Consider the following 16,600-nt stretch of genomic DNA (forward strand, 5'->3'; position numbering starts at 1 on the left):
AGTTACTGAAATTTAACAAATCTTTATGTTTGAGCTATGGCAAGGCAATCGCTCTCGGCATCCGAACAAGGTATAAAAGAAGCAAAAAAAGCATTCAGCCGTATGGGATGGACGCAACAACAGCTTGCAGAACAAGTTAATTGCAAATCTCGCCAGCCAATTTGGAAATTTTTCAAAGGTAAACCAATAGAGCGTCACATCTTCACAGAAATTTGCTTTCAGCTTGATTTGAACTGGGAAGAAATAGCTGCACCCGAACCTAACGATCGGAATCGAAATTATAGCACCAATATAGACACCCTAGTGCAAGAAATTCGAGATAAAGTCCGCCCCAGCATTCAACAGAAGTGCGGCACAATGCGTGTCTTAGACATGACTCAGCCTATAAGTCTAACGGACATCTACACCAACGTCAACATTTTAGAGCAGATCGCCGGACGCAGGCGGTTAACTATTGCTCAGCTGCTGCAAGTCTTCGATCCCGAATCAGAAAATTTCGATCGCTTTGGACTGAGTAGAATTACCAAAGAAAGAGTGCCGGGACTAAAAGCAGTCGAGAGTTATCCCAAGTTGATGGTTTTGGGTAAGCCAGGATCTGGTAAAACGACATTTTTGAAATATCTGGCCATTCAGTGCTGCTTTAGCAATTTTTTCAAAAATTTAGTGCCAATTTTTATCACTTTAAGAGAATTCGCGGAAGCAAAAAATCAATTAAATTATCCGGAATTTATCGCTGATATACTTTCTCATTGTGGCGTGACAGCAACTCAAATATTTGAGTTGCTCAAGCAGGGTAAAACATTAATTTTGCTCGACGGTTTGGATGAAGTCAGAGACGAAGATGCCCAGCGAGTTATTAAGCAGACTCAAGAATTTTCCGATCTGTATTACAACAATCATTTTGTCATCACTTGCCGCATTGCGGCGCGGGAATATACGTTTGAAAAATTTACTGAAGTAGAAGTTGCCGATTTTAATCAACAACAAATAAAGGCATTTGCAACCAAATGGTTCCAGGTCAAAGAAAATCTCTCTTCAACATCTGCAACCTTTGAGAAAGAAAGTGAGAAAATTACAGCCGATCGATTTATGGAACAGCTGCAATCGCATCCCTCAATTAGAGAACTAGCCACAAATCCTTTACTGTTGACCCTGCTGTGTTTAGAATTTGAAGATGCAAGTGATTTTCCCTCCGACCGTGCAGAACTTTACAAGCGAGGAATCGCGACTCTGTTAAGAAAGTGGGATGCCAAACGCGGTATTGTACGCGATCGCGTTTATCAAAAACTATCTGTCCAGCGCAAAAAAGATTTGCTGAGTCAGATTGCTTTAAATACTTTTGAGCGGAAGGATTACTTTTTTAAGCAACAAATTGCCGAAGCGTATATTGCCGACTTTATTCGCAATTTACCGGATACCCAAGGTGACGCCGAAACTTTGTATCTTGATAGCGAAGCGGTATTAAAATCCTTGGAAGCACAACATGGAATATTGGTAGAAAGAGCTAGGGGGATTTATTCTTTCTCTCATCTGACATTTCACGAGTATTTTACTGCCAGAAAAATTGCTACCTCTTCCGATCCGCAGGCATTAGAAAAATCTTTGCAAAATTTGGTCTGCCATATTACAGATAAATACTGGCGAGAAGTATTTTTGTTGGCAGCGGGAATGTTGCAGCCTGCTGATTACTTATTACAGTTAATGAAAAAGCAGGTCGATCGACTTGTAGCTGCTGATGAAAAATTGCAAGAATTTTTGATATGGGTAAGAGAGAAATCGCTTTCAGTACCAGTTCCCTATAAACCTGCTGCTGTACGAGCTTTTTACTTTAATCTTGCCTACGATCGACACCCTCAGACTAACCCCATCGATTACCGCGATCCCGAACTTATACGCGCCCTCGATCCGAGGCTTTTCATTTTGGTTATATTGGGCAATATCCGCGCTTTAGATGTCGGTCTTGACGATTTGCTTGCCCTTACTTGCGAGCGCAGCCTTAACCTAGATTTAGCTCATTATCCATACCCTTTCAAAGGTGCATTTTTCCTGGCGTGCGATCGCGCTCTTTGCCTAGAACCAAAATTAGGAGAAGCTTTGCAAGAACTCAAAAATATACTACCAAATCCTGACGCCGATCTATGGATATTCAAACAATGGTGGGAAGTTAACAGTCAAGCTTGGATAGAGCAATTAAAAGCGGTAATAGTTAAACATCGCAATATCTGTCATGATTGGCACTTTAGCAAACAGCAAAAAAAATTGCTTCAGGATTATTATAATGCCAATAAATTGCTCGTAGAATGCCTGAATAGCGATTGTTATGTCAGTCGCGAGGTGCGACAGGAAATCGAGGATACCTTGTTATTACCCATAGCTGACGGTCAGACTATTCGGTAATCTAAGTAGTCCAAGTGTGCCAATATTAACTCCCATGTTTGCGTAGTCAGCCGCAAGCCCATCACCCAGTAGAAGGAAGGCGATCGCAAAAGCAACAACTATAGTAAGGAACTAGATTAATAATTATACGTCTCTAGAGTGTGAATAAAATTTTGTTGTCCTCACAACAAAAAATCATCGGCAAATAGTCGTATGGCTTGAGGTTGAGGAATAGCGCTTTGCCATTTAGTTACAATGTCAGAAGAGAAAGCAATGGAGCCAACATAATTGCTAAATAGATAACCTTAGCTCCAGCATCTCATAAGTATTTTGGCGCAAACGATGGCTTGCAAAAAATAGAGTCTCTTGATTGAGGCCACACAACCAAAAAATCTCAATTAGCACTATCAGAAACAAACTTTGCGAGAGAGCGTCATTCGATATAACAAAGACAAAGAGGAGAAGACCATAAATGTTTAATTTGCATCGCTTGCAGAAAACAACTGCCGCACTAATCGCATTAGGAATGACAGCTACTACAGCTGCTCCCATCATCGTTGCATCCCCCGCGTTAGCACAATCTCGCGTAGCTCAATCGCAACGATATGATTACAGACTTCCCTCTGGAACCAATATTCCAGTTAGATATGAAGAAGCAGACAAAATCGTTTTAGCACCTGACGAAACAGCGCGAATAACCCTAACAGTAGCCGACGACGTATTAGGGCGTGATGGCAGTGTATTGATTCCATCTGGAAGCCAGGTAGAGGGTCAAATAGAACCCTACGGGAGAGGTTCCCGGTTTGTGGCGAGAAACCTGATTATAGATAGAGGTTCCCGCCGTTCGATCGATGCTACTTCTAATGTAATTACCAGAACACAAGAAGTAAGCAGAGGCGGTACAAACACAACTTCCATCTTGACAGGTGCAGCAGTAGGTTCGGCAGCAGCAGCGCTGATCTCAGGTGTAACGGGCGACAGACGCATCAGACCTCTGGAAGTTTTAGCCGGTACTGGAGTGGGTGCAGCAGGAGGACTGCTCCTGGGGCGCAATCGAGATAAAGCTAAAGTTGTCATCATCGACCCCGACAGCGATTTGGATCTCAAACTCCGCTCCGACTTAGTGCTGAGTTCGTATGGTTACAATTCCCGTTCCAACTCAGATTACGACTCAGGACGCTACTCAAGACCTAGCTCACGAGACGATCGAGGCATTTAGATAACCATTCTCTAGTCCAAAGCGATCGCAAAGTGTTTAGGTTGCGATCGCTTTTTTAATATTTCTTAGCTGCGCGTAACATAACTTTCGTTTTTCATCCTCTTGCTCTCTCTTTTGAGAGAGCAACTTTGTCAATTAAAAAAATTATTGTATATTGTTAAATCTAAAACCAGAAATGCTCGATAATACAGTCTATAAGTTATTTTGTATACCAAAGCGTCACAGCCAGCAGGGTGCTTCAGAGACACGCCAAGCTATTTTTGTAGCACAACACCGAGTCAGGAAATCAAGTATGGAAAAAGTCCTTTTTATTCTGGGCGAACTGAGCGATGACGATATTGATTGGATGCTACAGACAGGTAAGCGAGAAGAAATTCCTGCTGAGACCGTACTGATCCAAGAAGGAAAACCCATCGACACTCTCTACCTTCTCTTAGAAGGAACCTTGACCGTTTCTGTGGCTTATCTGGAGGGTAAAGAAATTGCCAGATTATCAAGCGGTGAGATGGTAGGAGAAATGTCTTTCATAGATTCCCGTCCCCCTTCTGCAACTGTGAAAACTCTTGAAAAGACACTCGTATTGTCGATTCCCAGACGGCAATTAGCGACAAGATTACAGCAAGATACCGGATTTGCTTCCCGTTTTTATCGCGCACTTGCACTTCTGCTATCTATTAGAATGCGCGGCACAATTAGCCAGTTAGGTTATGGTAAAATTACACCACCAGACGGAGAAATTCACATCGAAGAACTCAACCCAAACATCCTTGATAACATTGCGATCGCCAGAACTAGATTTGATTGGCTACTAAGACGGCTGAGAGACACTTGACTTTATTTGATAACTGATTCATTAATACACTTATCGATGTCTATCTAAGATGGAGCCAGAGGACTCCCGTTACATCCGTAGGATTAACGGGAGAGTGTCAATCACTGGAAATAAAAGCCATGCAGATACTGGAGAAATAACTTTATGTATAAGTTCAATCGCTGGTATTCAGCAACCGCTGTATCGATCGCCCTTTTGCTAAATGCCACTGGCACAGCGCCCATCGCGATACCAGCGTCTGCTATTGCCCAAACAACTTTGCCTGTGGAAATAACTGGCAGAATTCCCGCTGGGACTGCTATCCCAGTAAAATATCAGGCTGCACAGAAAATTATTGTCGCGCCAGAGGAGCCGGGGCCAATTCCCTTAACCCTTGTTGTAGCTCAAAATATAGTTTCCGATCGAGCAACGTTTTCGATACCAGCCGGTACACAGGTTGTGGGCGAATTGGTAACAATGCAAGAAATAGAAAGCGCTCAATTTGTTGCCAAACAGCTAATTTTAAAGGATGGCAAAACAATTTCTATAAATGCAAGCTCCCGGATTATTAGCAAAACACAAGAGTTTACCGATCATCCCAGAGTCAGTAGAACGATCGCAAATACAGCTTTGGGTACAGCAGCAGCTGCTGCGATCGCAGCTGTTACCGGTAACCCAGCGATCGCTTCCCAACAAATCTTGCTGAGTTCCGGGTTTGGTTCAACTCCAGAACTCATAGGACGGTTCCGCAACCAGCAAAGGGTTAGACTCCTTTCAATAGAACCCGAAACAGATCTGACATTAACTTTAAACTCAGACCTAATTCTTAGACGGTCTGCATCGCAAAGTTAATCAGCACTCTTGACTGGAAAATGGAAATTTGATTTTTTTACCAGTTAGCTTTCTGGTAGCCACACAATAAAAGTTGCACCCACGACGCCATCAGCAGAGTGTATGGATGGGCTGAAAACCTCTATTTCACCCTGCATTTGCCGTACCAAATCTCGTGCGATCGCCAAACCCAAGCCAGTACCGGGAATACTCGTATTTGCTTGAACTCCTCGGTAATGCCGCTCAAATAGCCGCTCTAAATCTTGGGGCGGAATGCCAGGGCCAGTGTCGCTCACCCCTACCCCCTGCCACCGACCGTGAGGAAATTGTCGCTCTAACCCTGCCTGAATGTAGATTATTCCCTCAGACGGCGTATATTTTAAAGCATTATCGATTAAATTGCTAAAAACTTCGCGTAAAGCCTTGGCGTTGGCTCGTACAAGCGGTAAATTGCTCGGAATATCCGCTTTCAGCTTTAAATTTCGTTCTTGCGCGATCGCCATAGCCGATGTTATCAGCGGTTCCAAAACTTGTGTCACAGAGCAAGGTGCCAGAGATTCCACGCCCATCAATCCTGTTTCAGGTAATAGGAGTAACGGTTTATTTTCTGACGGCGGTTCAGTAACACTCTCAACAGCGGTTTTACTATCAACCGACACCAACTCTGGGAAAGCCGGCAGGGAAACGCGGTGGTTAACGGTCATATCCACAACACCGTCGAACTGTTGCAGTAACTCTTGGATGCGATCGCTTTCTCGCAAAATGTTAGAAGCGATATCTCGATTTGCATCTTCCAATTGCAGTCGCTTCAGCAGCAACTTCCCAAATGTCCGCAAAGCCGTCAGAGGGTTACGAAGCTGGTGCAGCAAATTATGCAAAAGGTCGTTTTGCTGAGTCTGGAGGCGCTGTTGTTGACTAAATTGCTGACTCAGCCATTGAGAGCGTTGGTCTAGAATACAGGCGATCGCCATTGTATGAGCGATCCGTTCGATCTCCATTTTTTCCTGCTCATTCCAGGGTCGATCCTTGCGATTCGTCACCAACAAGCCCATCACCACTCCTTCGTGGATCAAAGGCAAAACGATTTGGCGCTGTTGCACTAAAGTATGACCGTTTCTTCCCCGCCGCCCCTCCCTATCTCCCCCACCTACGTCAGACTTCTGCGGCGTTAAAGAGTCTTGCGGTGCCGCTGAGAGTAAACGAGGGACATTGTTTAACCGCTCGATCGCATCTGGTAAAAGCGCCAGCGAGTCCTTCTCCTGCCAAAGCACGGTTTGTTCTGGGAAGGCCACAACAGGGATCAGTTTTGCCTCTTGTCCCTCCACAAATTCTTCTGTCAAATACACCACGCTCAAAGTAGCTCCCAGCGCCTGGGTAAGCAGTGCGACTTGAGCTTGACACAGAGCAACAAATTCCGAACTGGCTGGCATCAACATGAGGTCAAGCTTGAATAATCAACCGAATCAAATGGCGCTCTTGGCCAAATCGCTTTCTCTTCTTGAGATCGCCTCCAAGAGTTACTGGAGTAACTTGCTTTTGAGATTGTTCCGAGCGGATGCTCTCTGAGTATTTATGCGCGATCGATTAACATCTACACTTTTTATTCCAGCTACTCCGATGGAAGTCTGTTTTCAGCTTAGCGCGATCTCACGCAGTACTTGACCTCCAGTGTACCTGCCATATTTGTATCAATCGTTTAACAAAAGTTGATTTTTAGATCTCAACCCGATATACTTGCGACGGCTTTGGTAAATATCATTACAGAATACAAGTAAAACAGGAGGTAACTAGCTTGGCTAGGAGACGTAAGCGCAAAAGTCGCCGTCGCCAAGAAGGGCGCAGGATTCTTGAGCACGTGCCTCAATATAGCATCGAAAGTGGGCAGGATAAACCAGTAACGGCGGCTCGAAAATTTATTCAAGCTGAAGGAATTGTCCCACCTGCTCTGCTGTTGGTTAAGCGGAACGAGCATACTACAGATCGGTACTTTTGGGCAGAAAAGGGCTTGTTTGGGGCTCAGTATGTGGAAGAAAACCATTTCCTGTTTCCCAGCCTAAGAGAGTTGGAACACTCTGGCGAAAAAGTTCCAGTCGCTGTTCAGAGCGGCTGATACTTAAGGGATAGAATTGGCTAAAAAATGATTAAGTATGCCATTTTAGCGGTTCAAACGCGACCTCTGCTGCGACAAAAAAGTTGATTTAAAGGTAGTAAACCCCACTCAAGCCGAGCAAGTTTTGAGCGGGGTTTATTATAACATGATGGTGAATGCGTATTTCGCCTGTCCTATTGCGATCGCTCTTGTTGCAAGCGCAGTGCCTGTTGCAATGCTGAGATCTCGTCTCGATGAGCCTTAACGACGATCGCACTTTGCATCTCCTGAGTACCTTCTTTACCAACATCTTCAAACTGAAGGGACACCTGCTCTGGCCGTCCAGCTTTTTGCCAGTAAAAAATCCCTGCCATCGGCGACAAGATTTCCAGTCCCAGAAATCCCATCCCGACTTGGGGAAACAATATCGATAAAACCAGCGTCAGACATAAAATTCCTACTGCCGCTAAAAAACTCAAGAAAATTGCTAAAAACCAGCTGGGGCGCACAAATCCCGCGAAGGTCACCTGATTTTGAGCCGCATCCAACCCGGCCACCCGATACGAGCGCTGGGCAAAATACTGCTCCACTTCAGGGAAAAGCGATTCTTGTGGTTGTCCGGAAATCAGCCTGACAACTTCCGTTCTATCTTTAACAGAAGCTCTGATAAAGAAGAACAAGCCGATCGATAGCAACAGCGTCAGCAGCACAGTCGAAGAAAGAATTGTCGCGATCATGGATTTGATTCAGGAAGGGGTTGGCGATTTTAGATTTGATGTTGGCACTCAATCCAAAAACGCCCCACCGCGATACCTCAAAAAGTTTTGGAGTATTTTTACTCCCTCTACTTTACATAACTTCACTATTTCTAGCCACCTTCTCGAACCGGTTCGCGCTGGCCGGATTCTTCTGGATGAAAGTGGTTGGTTTTAGTCGCATACTCATGCCAAAGACGAGCCAAATCCTGAGAAAGATCCCGCCAATCAGCACGGATACGATACATCCGCCTGGGACGTCCCCGCCCTTCTACTTTTTTCCAGTAACCAGAAATTGCTTGTTCTTCCTCCAAGAATTTGAGAGCGCTGTACAGGACTGTATCGGAAAGCCGATAAGCGGGATATTCACTCTCTATAAGCTGGATTAGTTCCGTTCCATAGGACTCACCCCGCACTAAAACAGAGAGGACGTAGCAAACGGCTAACTCCTTACTCAGGTAGATGGGAGGAGGATTGTCAAAGAATTGGTAAATATCTTCAAACTTCATTTCCATAATTCGTTGAGCGGTTTTTCCAAATTTGTTTAAGAGGCATATGTTTTTGAACGTAAGTGTCGATCTTTATTCCCCCTCCAGAACAGCAATAATCTTTTGCCAGATCCCATTGCAGCTTTTACACCTTTTCAGCACTGACGTTCTATAACTAATGCCTTTTTGAATCGTTGGGGCAACCCTCTCATGTCAAGGTTTTTTCACAGATAAGTCGCCTTACCCGCTCAATGAACTTGTGGATGCCATGTGCTGGACACAATAGCAGGAACATTCAGCGGGATTTTTTAGGTAAGAGGATCTTGAACCAAGAATATTTTCAGACAGTCCTTACAGCATAGGGACAGGCAACATCGCTACGAGGGTGAATGGCGATCCAGTTCCATTATGTCCGATCCGGAACTGCTGATTATTACGATCGATTCTAGAAAGTTAATTTTAAGGAGCCCTACCAGACTGATTGGGTTATTGAGCCTTAAGCTTTAAATTGCGCTTTGGACAACATATGCAATGACTCAAATTTCCCTCAGTCAGGTAGGGGTTCTAGAATTGCTGCTTTCATCGTAGAATACCTGGGGGTAAAACTTTGTTGTATGCGATCGATTTATTTGTGCGAAAAGGCGAATTTTTTTAAAATTTTATTTTTTTTAAAGGATTGCTACCAAGCCTAGTAGATGTGTCCACCGAGCCAAACAACATACACAGAGCCCTGTTTTGAAGCATAATGGCATTGGCACAATCGCTTACCTGACCTCCCAGTACGCTCGCAGAAGATCTGCGCTAACTGCATATCCAAGTGGCGGGCCAAAATCTCAGTCATTTAAGAATTGACTGGGTAAGCTCTTAAGAGGAACGGTTAGAAGCCTGTGCTAATAACGCCAGCGGGAATACCTATGCCAGATAGATCGGAGTCACAATCAGTTCCCTCAGCACTCAGGCAAATAGCCCTTTATTTTCGCCTCACCGGCTGGATTAGTTTCTGGTCACAGTTAGTACTGGCCGTTGTTTCCAGCGTAGTTTTGCTGCTCTTTGGTGTCTTCAGTCGGAGTCCTGCTGGTAGTGCAGGTAATCCCGGCACTGGTTTTGGCGTCTTTTTCGCCCTTTGCGGATTGGCTATCCTGGGGGGGAGCATTTACTGGACATTCCGTTACACCCGCATCGCCAGACAACTAGAATCTCCCTACGCCGATACGCGCCCCCGCAAATCCGATACAATTCAACTCCTCAGAATGGGATTAATGGTGAATTTAGCAGGAATGCTATCAACCCTTTTAGGAGCATATGCCATTGTCGGCACCTTGGCAGCACGATCGATATCTCAACCGCAAACAGGAATACTAACCGATACCACTCGTTTGATCAGCTCTCTGGATATGTTTGCGGTACAAGCAAATATCAATACTATTGCCGGTCACTTTGTCGGAATCGTAGCCACGCTCTGGCTGCTAAATCGCATTAATCGCACTTAGAACGTATGGGAAAAAACCGACATCAAAGGTATCAGCAAACCTAGAAGTCAAAAGTAAACGCGCAATTGATTATTTCCCTTTTGAATCTTTACAAACAATATTTTCGGCTAGATTCTCAGTCGAATATATACTTAGAATACAATTCGCCACAGCGTTGTATCCTGATGTATTGGCAAGAAACAGTTTAAGGAATATCCGTGCTAGACCTCAAACAGATACGGGAAAATCCACAATTAGTTCAAGAGCGCCTCAACAGTCGCGGCGTCGGTGAATACGACATTCAGCCGATTTTGCAGTTAGATCGGCAAGTGCGAGAAATGGAGAAAGAGCGATCGCAGCTGGAAGCCCGCAGCAACGAAATCGCCAAATCGATCCCTAAAAAAATTAAAGAAGGTTGCGATCCCAATGGCCCAGAAATTCAAGCCTTGCGAGACGAAGGTAACCAAATCAAAGTTACTTTAAGCGATCGATCTCCCCAAGAAAAAGACCTCAAAGCCCAGATAGAAACTTTGCTCCTAGCGCTGCCCAACTTGCCCAGCGAATCAACACCTGTGGGCAAAAGCGAAGCAGACAACGTAGAAGTGCGCCGCTGGGGTGACGAGTACATCCCCCAAAACCCCAATATCCTGCCCCACTGGGAAATCGGCGAAAAATTGGGTATCCTCAACATCGATCGCGCCGTCAAAATCGCTCAAAGCCGTTTTGTCAACTTGATCGGCGCAGGTGCAGCTCTGGAACGAGCTTTGATTAGCTTTATGCTTGACAAACAGACTCAAGCAGGCTACGTGGAAGTAATTCCCCCACTTTTAATCAACAGCCAATCTCTTACCGCCACCGGTCAGTTGCCTAAATTTGCCGAAGAAAGCTTTAAGTGCCAAGCGGACGATTTGTGGCTGCTTCCTACCGCTGAAGTACCCGTCACCAATCTCTACCGCGACGAAATCCTAGATGCGTCCCAACTCCCCATCTACCATTGCGCCTACACCCCCTGCTTTCGGCGAGAAGCAGGTGCATACGGTAAAGACACACGGGGGTTAATTCGACTGCACCAATTTAACAAAGTCGAACTCGTTAAATTTGTTCATCCCGAAACTTCCGAGGCAGAACATGAATCCCTCGTTCGCAATGCCGAAGCGATTTTACAAGCCCTACAACTGCCTTATCGGGTAATCGAACTTTGTACCGCCGATTTGGGTTTTTCCTCCCGGAAAACCTACGATTTGGAAGTGTGGTTGCCTTCGGCAGGCAAATATCGCGAAATATCCAGCTGCTCGAATTTTGGAGACTTTCAGGCGCGGCGCGGTAGCATCCGTTTCAAAGAAGCCGGCAAGAAAGGAACCCAGTTCGTGCATACTCTCAATGGTTCCGGACTGGCAGTAGGTCGCACGATGGCGGCAGTTCTGGAGAACTATCAACAACCAAACGGGACAGTCAAAGTTCCGGAAGTGCTGCGATCGTATCTGCGGCTAGAGGTGCTTACTGGAGGGGCAACGTAGAATAAAGAAATGTATAGCTAATTCGCACTAATTTTTTCTATGTCAGTTTTGGCGACGATCGCAGTCTTGGCGGTTCTAATTTTGGTACATGAGCTAGGTCATTTTATGGCCGCTCGTCTTCAGGGAATCCACGCCAATCGCTTCTCGCTCGGATTTGGCCCCATCCTGTGGAAGTACCAAGGCCCAGAAACCGAGTACGCCATTCGTGCTTTTCCCTTGGGTGGATTTGTCGGCTTTCCCGACGACGATCCCGACAGCAAGTATCCCCCCGATGACCCGAATCTGCTCAGCAATCGCCCCGTCCTAGATCGGGCGATCGTGATTAGCGCAGGCGTAATCGCCAACCTGATCTTCGCCTACTTAGTCCTAGTAGCGCAATTTGGGGTAATCGGGATGCCGGAAGCATCTGGGCCGGGAGTTTTGGTTCCCCAGCTTGTGGCAGAAGTTACTCAAGTGACTGGTGAAGCCGAATCGGCAGGCATTAAACCTGGTGACGTAATTTGGGTCAACGGTAAAAGATTTGGATTCTCAATTAACGAGAACAACTCCCAGGCGGAACTTATCGCCACTACTTCAGGCGAACCAATTCAACTGAAAGTTAATCGTAACAACGAACAAGTTGACTTTTCTCTGACTCCCAAGTTAGGAGCAGATGGGAAAGGGCATATGGGTATCCAGCTGGCTCCCAGTGTGGCAGCAGTAGCGGGAATCGAGCCAGGTGACGTTATCTTGGCCGCTAACGGCAAACAGTTCGGTCGTTCCCTCAAAGAAGAAGCTGTTCTTAAGCAACTGATTAGAAGTAGTGCAGGTCAGCCAATTCAATTTACTATTCTGCGTGGCTCCAGCAAATTATCCCTGACCGCTACTCCCATCCAGGGAACAGATGGCGAAGCTCGCATCGGGATTGCCCTTGCCCCTAATGGGCCAAAGGATAACCCGATCGTTTATGGTCGCCCCCAAAACATTTTTGAGGTTTTTAGTCTTGCTGCCGAAGAGTTTCAGCACATCGCTACTTTGACCGTTCAAGGCTTTGGACAGTTGATTAGCAACTTTCAAGAAACGGCTTCCCAACTAGCTGGCCCGGTGAAGATTGTCGCAATTGGTGCAAATATTGCTCAATCTGACATCACCCAACTGTTTCGATTTGCTGCACTGATTAGCATCAACCTTGCCATTATCAACATATTGCCCTTACCTGCTTTAGATGGCGGTCAATTGGCTTTTTTGTTTATCGAAGCTGTTCGAGGTAAACCATTGCCCAGTAAAATTCAGGACGGCGTAATGCAAACAGGTTTGATGCTACTGTTGGGCTTGGGAATTTTTCTGATTGTCCGCGATACGGCTAACTTGGAAGGGGTGCAAAAGTTGTTTCGGTGAGCATTACTCGCAAATGGGCTGCTAAACAGCAACGTGCTTTAGAAATTTTGATTCGTCTCAAGCGTCTCTATCCAGATGCGACTTGTACGCTCAATTACGAGACGCCCGTACAATTGCTGGTGGCGACGATTCTATCGGCTCAATGTACGGATGAGCGGGTAAATAAGGTGACACCCGCTTTGTTTGCCCGCTTTCCGGATGCGCCCAGTATAGCCAGTGCGGATATCCAAGACCTGGAAAGTTTGGTGCGTTCCACCGGATTTTACCGCAATAAGGCTAAAAATATTCAAGGTGCCTGTAGAGCGATCGTCGAAAAATTTGGCGGCAAGGTGCCAAAACGAATGGAAGAATTGCTGGAATTACCGGGAGTTGCCCGTAAAACGGCTAATGTAGTTTTGGCTCACGCTTATGGTATCTATCAAGGCGTCACTGTTGACACTCACGTCAAGCGCCTCAGCTACCGATTGGGTTTGACAGCAGAAACAGATCCTATCCGTGTAGAACGAGATTTAATCCGACTCTTACCTCAGCCTGATTGGGAAAATTGGTCAATCCGGTTAATTTACCACGGTCGGGCTATTTGTATGGCCAGGAATCCGAACTGCTCTTCTTGTGCCCTTGCCGACCTCTGTCCCTCTGCTTCTGAGGCCCAACGGCATTCTTAAGAGCTAAATAAGCTAAAATCTTCTCGAACCTTACCAGCCGCTAAAAGTTAATATAGAAAATGCTGTCTTCATTACTTACAGGAACGATAAGCATTAATGGCTAAAAAGAGCATGATCGAGCGCGAGAAGAAGCGCAAAAAACTGGCCGAGAAGTACGCGGCCAAACGCGAAGCTTTAGAAGATGCGTTTGCACAAGCAGCTACCCAGCAGCAAAAGTTGGAAATCCACCGCCAAATACAACAACTGCCGCGCAACAGTGCCCCCACTCGTCAGCGCAACCGTTGCTGGGTAACAGGTCGCCCCAGAGGTACTTATCGCGATTTTGGTCTATCTCGCAACGTGATGCGGGAATGGGCACACACAGGTTTGCTACCCGGTGTGGTGAAGTCGAGCTGGTAGCTAGATTTTGGATTTTGGATGACTGGATTTTAGATCGATTGGTGGCTCGTCGGTTCGATCGACTCTCTGATTATGCTGCTAGCGCCAATCTAAAATCTAAAATCTAAAATCTAAAATTCTATTGGCCGCAGCAGCGATCGATACCCAGACTGTCTAAAAGCAAGTCGCTTACAGCATTGGCGATCGCAAACTCGCTATAAAAACTTTTAGAGAAGTCAAACGCCTGCATTTCCGTTAGGATAGCAATCACCAGGGAGCCCAGATCGTTTTCTCCTTCTAATCTTTGTCGGACATATATCTGGGCTGCCCGCCTTGCAATTTCCTGATTGACTGCTTCTGGGATAAACTCTTCATTGAGCCATTTATGTAAAGACTTTTGCAGCCATTCTCCCTCCTGCTGCGGATTTTGGCTGGGTGGCAAAGTAATTGGTGGAATTGGTTCGGACATCTTCGCGATCGGCTATTGGCTATCAGCTATTAGCTTATATCTTTTCCGCTTTAGTCGGAATCCCAAATATTCAGGATTATTAGTTAGTTTTAGCAACAGCCTTAGCTAAAAAATCATTTTTACTGTCATTCTTCTACTAGCGTGACTAAAGGTAACTTTTCATCCTCAGTGTTTGGTTTAGATGTATCTTCTATAATTTTAGTTTTTACGAGTTCTGCAAACATTTTATTTATGGAACTTATCAGAGGATTTGAGTGCTTTTGATAACAAACTTTGTCAAGTCTCTGATTTTGATTTTTTTGGTTCTTTCGCTCGACTCCTTTATTCACTTTTGTTTCTACAAATACTGATGGACGAGGATTTGTGTACCAAAATAACTCATAAGAATGACTCGCTTCGTTATGATAAACTGTGACCATATCCTCATCGCTACCAAGAAGATGTAAAACATAAACATTTTCTTTCTTTTTAACTTGAACGTACCCCAATCTTTCTCTATTTTATTAAGTAGTTTAATTAAGGTACTCTCAAGCATTGGAAACGATACTGAATTGGTCATATGACTGTAAATTAGCTCTCTGATAGGCTTGAATAGATTACTTTACTTATCTTATCCAAAAATCCTACTACATACAATGGATTCATTTATGCAGATTGAGATCGATCGCATTATCGAAGGGTATGCCCAAGGTTATTTTTTAATGGCTGATGAAGAAGGTAAGAACCTGGGATGGTATTATAGTCGCAAGCGGGCTTTGATTCCCTTGGACGATCGCTTTCGCTATCCAAAATCCTTGCAGCGCGTCCTCAACCAAGAACGCTTCTTTGTCGCTATTAATCGCGATTTTCCAGGAGTGCTTGCTGGGTGCGCCAACAGAGAGACTACTTGGATTTCCTCAGAACTGCAAGAGATATACTCGCAATTGTATCGAGCTGGTTGGGCTTACAGTTTTGAAACCTGGTACAGAGATGAACTAGCCGGTGGAATCTTAGGTATTGTAATTGGGGGAGCGTTTATTGGGGAATCTATGTTTTACCGGATTCCAGAAGGATCGAAAGTAGCAATGGTAAAATTGGTAGAACGATTGATATCCCGGCACTTCGTCTTATTTGATGCCCAAATGACCAACCCCCATTTGGAGCGATTTGGAGCTTATACGATCGCAGATAAAGAGTATCAAATCCTGCTGGAACAAGCTTTAAGTCGTCGCTGCTCTCTATATTAGTTTGCCACTTTAAATTCTCTGACCAAAGTAAGGCTAACCCATTCACCCTTATTACTGTAACTGCGAATCAATCGCTGACGGCGATCGGACTCAAGCAACCAACCTACTTCCAGAAAAAAAGGTTGACCGACTCTAACTTGTTGGGGGCAAGTAGAAGAAGCACCATCGGGTAACAGCAAAACTTGCACGGGTTGAGAACTGCTGTCAAACAGAAGAATAGAACCATTAATACTGGCAGTAGATGAAATTACCTGATTACCAAAGTTTAGCTCTTGAACTAACTTACCATCATCATCTAGATAAAGTTGCAGCTTAGTGGTATATGTATCCGGCGAACGCCAGTCTGGGTAAATCGTTACCGCTTCTCCCTGCCATTCCCCCAGTAATTCAGTTAATGTTGTCGAATGCCCCTTTTGCCAGTCATCCGTACCGGCAAGTTTTTCTCGGATTAAAGTCAATTTATCCAGCTGACCTTGCTTATCAAATATCTGTACGAGTCGCAAACGTCTGCTACAATCATAAATTAGCCCTAATTCTGCCCCAAACTCCGAAAACGGAGCTAGCTGCATCGAGCCTTGAGAAAAAGCACCGTTGTCGAAAAAGAGAGTGCTTCGTCCCAGAGAACTGTATTCCAGAACTTGTTCCTTAACTTCTTGAGAGGGCAAGAAACGCCGAATAGTCTGACGAATAGTCCGATCGTCATTCAGTCCTTCCAGGGAAACTACAGTAGGAGTATCTTCCAAAAATTCTCCCTGCGGCGAGAAACGGGTAAAAGAACCCTGCCACTCGCCCAAGTTTTGCAGTAAACATTCCCACTGCGATTTCATAAGCACCTCACATTGCACTTCCCTTACCTAAGCTACAACTTGCTACAAACAACGTATAGCTCGTGGGGAAGATTCTTTCCCACACTTAGGAACGTTTAGTGTC

17 protein-coding genes are annotated in these 16,600 nt (G+C 45.2%); 11 read left to right on the plus strand and 6 right to left on the minus strand.

The annotated features are described in order from the left end of the window. The first annotated feature begins 36 nt into the window (after positions 1-36). The 4 genes from ACE1CD_RS04025 to ACE1CD_RS04040 all read left to right on the plus strand — a co-directional run bounded on the left by ACE1CD_RS04025 (position 37) and on the right by ACE1CD_RS04040 (position 5,258). A complete protein-coding gene (locus ACE1CD_RS04025) occupies positions 37-2,397 on the plus strand; it encodes an NACHT domain-containing protein (protein WP_374821782.1) in 2,361 nt (786 codons plus the stop codon). Between the two features lie 451 nt (positions 2,398-2,848). Further along, positions 2,849-3,595: a hypothetical protein gene (locus ACE1CD_RS04030; protein ID WP_374790856.1), complete on the plus strand. Its 747-nt coding sequence runs from the start codon at positions 2,849-2,851 to the stop codon at positions 3,593-3,595. A 292-nt stretch (positions 3,596-3,887) separates the two neighbouring features. Next, positions 3,888-4,427 carry a cyclic nucleotide-binding domain-containing protein gene (locus tag ACE1CD_RS04035; protein WP_374790858.1) on the plus strand — a complete coding sequence of 180 codons (540 nt, stop codon included), beginning with the start codon at positions 3,888-3,890 and terminating at the stop codon, positions 4,425-4,427. A gap of 144 nt (positions 4,428-4,571) precedes the next feature. Next, positions 4,572-5,258, plus strand: a complete 687-nt coding sequence (locus ACE1CD_RS04040; RefSeq protein ID WP_374790860.1) for a hypothetical protein — start codon at positions 4,572-4,574, stop codon at positions 5,256-5,258. Positions 5,259-5,302: 44 nt separating this feature from the next. Here ACE1CD_RS04040 and ACE1CD_RS04045 read toward each other — a convergent pair whose 3' ends face one another. Then, a complete protein-coding gene (locus tag ACE1CD_RS04045; RefSeq protein ID WP_374821784.1) occupies positions 5,303-6,667 on the minus strand; it encodes a sensor histidine kinase in 1,365 nt (454 codons plus the stop codon). A 362-nt stretch (positions 6,668-7,029) separates the two neighbouring features. Here ACE1CD_RS04045 and ACE1CD_RS04050 point away from each other — a divergent pair, with 362 nt between their 5' ends. Beyond that, positions 7,030-7,347: a DUF3155 domain-containing protein gene (locus ACE1CD_RS04050; RefSeq protein ID WP_374790864.1), complete on the plus strand. Its 318-nt coding sequence runs from the start codon at positions 7,030-7,032 to the stop codon at positions 7,345-7,347. Between the two features lie 173 nt (positions 7,348-7,520). On the opposite strand, the gene ACE1CD_RS04055 is transcribed toward ACE1CD_RS04050, so the two are convergent. Both ACE1CD_RS04055 and ACE1CD_RS04060 read right to left on the minus strand, forming a co-directional pair. After that, positions 7,521-8,063, minus strand: coding sequence for a cofactor assembly of complex C subunit B (locus ACE1CD_RS04055; protein WP_374821786.1), 543 nt, complete (start codon positions 8,061-8,063; stop codon positions 7,521-7,523). Positions 8,064-8,194: 131 nt separating this feature from the next. Then, positions 8,195-8,590: a PadR family transcriptional regulator gene (locus tag ACE1CD_RS04060; protein ID WP_374821849.1), complete on the minus strand. Its 396-nt coding sequence runs from the start codon at positions 8,588-8,590 to the stop codon at positions 8,195-8,197. 893 nt (positions 8,591-9,483) lie between these two features. On the opposite strand from ACE1CD_RS04060, the gene ACE1CD_RS04065 reads away from it, so the two are divergent. From ACE1CD_RS04065 to rpsN, 5 genes are all read left to right on the plus strand, one after another. Further along, positions 9,484-10,059, plus strand: a complete 576-nt coding sequence (locus ACE1CD_RS04065; protein WP_374790867.1) for a DUF3611 family protein — start codon at positions 9,484-9,486, stop codon at positions 10,057-10,059. A 197-nt stretch (positions 10,060-10,256) separates the two neighbouring features. Next, positions 10,257-11,555: a serine--tRNA ligase gene (gene serS, locus ACE1CD_RS04070; RefSeq protein WP_374790869.1), complete on the plus strand. Its 1,299-nt coding sequence runs from the start codon at positions 10,257-10,259 to the stop codon at positions 11,553-11,555. Positions 11,556-11,594: 39 nt separating this feature from the next. After that, positions 11,595-12,932 (plus strand): RIP metalloprotease RseP, encoded by a 1,338-nt coding sequence (rseP, locus tag ACE1CD_RS04075; protein ID WP_374790870.1) that lies wholly within the window; start codon positions 11,595-11,597, stop codon positions 12,930-12,932. Beyond that, complete coding sequence (gene nth / locus ACE1CD_RS04080; protein ID WP_374790872.1) at positions 12,929-13,597, plus strand: endonuclease III; 669 nt, start codon at positions 12,929-12,931, stop codon at positions 13,595-13,597. Before rseP ends, nth begins: the two co-directional genes overlap by 4 nt. Before the next feature lie 96 nt (positions 13,598-13,693). Continuing rightward, entirely contained in the window at positions 13,694-13,996 is a 303-nt protein-coding gene (gene rpsN / locus ACE1CD_RS04085) for a 30S ribosomal protein S14 (protein ID WP_190465050.1), read from the plus strand. Between the two features lie 118 nt (positions 13,997-14,114). Here the strand turns inward: rpsN and ACE1CD_RS04090 are convergent, their stop codons facing one another. After that, on the minus strand, positions 14,115-14,444 hold the full coding sequence (locus tag ACE1CD_RS04090) for a hypothetical protein (protein ID WP_374790875.1): 330 nt from the start codon (positions 14,442-14,444) through the stop codon (positions 14,115-14,117). A 125-nt stretch (positions 14,445-14,569) separates the two neighbouring features. Then, the gene (locus ACE1CD_RS04095) at positions 14,570-14,932 is read right to left on the minus strand and encodes a hypothetical protein (protein ID WP_374790877.1); all 363 of its coding nucleotides are present in this window, start codon (positions 14,930-14,932) and stop codon (positions 14,570-14,572) included. Positions 14,933-15,091: 159 nt separating this feature from the next. Here ACE1CD_RS04095 and aat point away from each other — a divergent pair, with 159 nt between their 5' ends. After that, positions 15,092-15,670, plus strand: a complete 579-nt coding sequence (gene aat, locus ACE1CD_RS04100) for a leucyl/phenylalanyl-tRNA--protein transferase (protein WP_374790878.1) — start codon at positions 15,092-15,094, stop codon at positions 15,668-15,670. Here aat and ACE1CD_RS04105 read toward each other — a convergent pair. Further along, positions 15,667-16,497, minus strand: coding sequence for a DUF3598 family protein (locus ACE1CD_RS04105; RefSeq protein WP_374821789.1), 831 nt, complete (start codon positions 16,495-16,497; stop codon positions 15,667-15,669). The two genes, aat and ACE1CD_RS04105, sit on opposite strands and share 4 nt — an antisense overlap. Positions 16,498-16,600: the final 103 nt, after the last annotated feature.

The sequence above is a fragment of the Aerosakkonema sp. BLCC-F183 genome, from assembly GCF_041929145.1.
Taxonomy (GTDB): domain Bacteria; phylum Cyanobacteriota; class Cyanobacteriia; order Cyanobacteriales; family Aerosakkonemataceae; genus Aerosakkonema.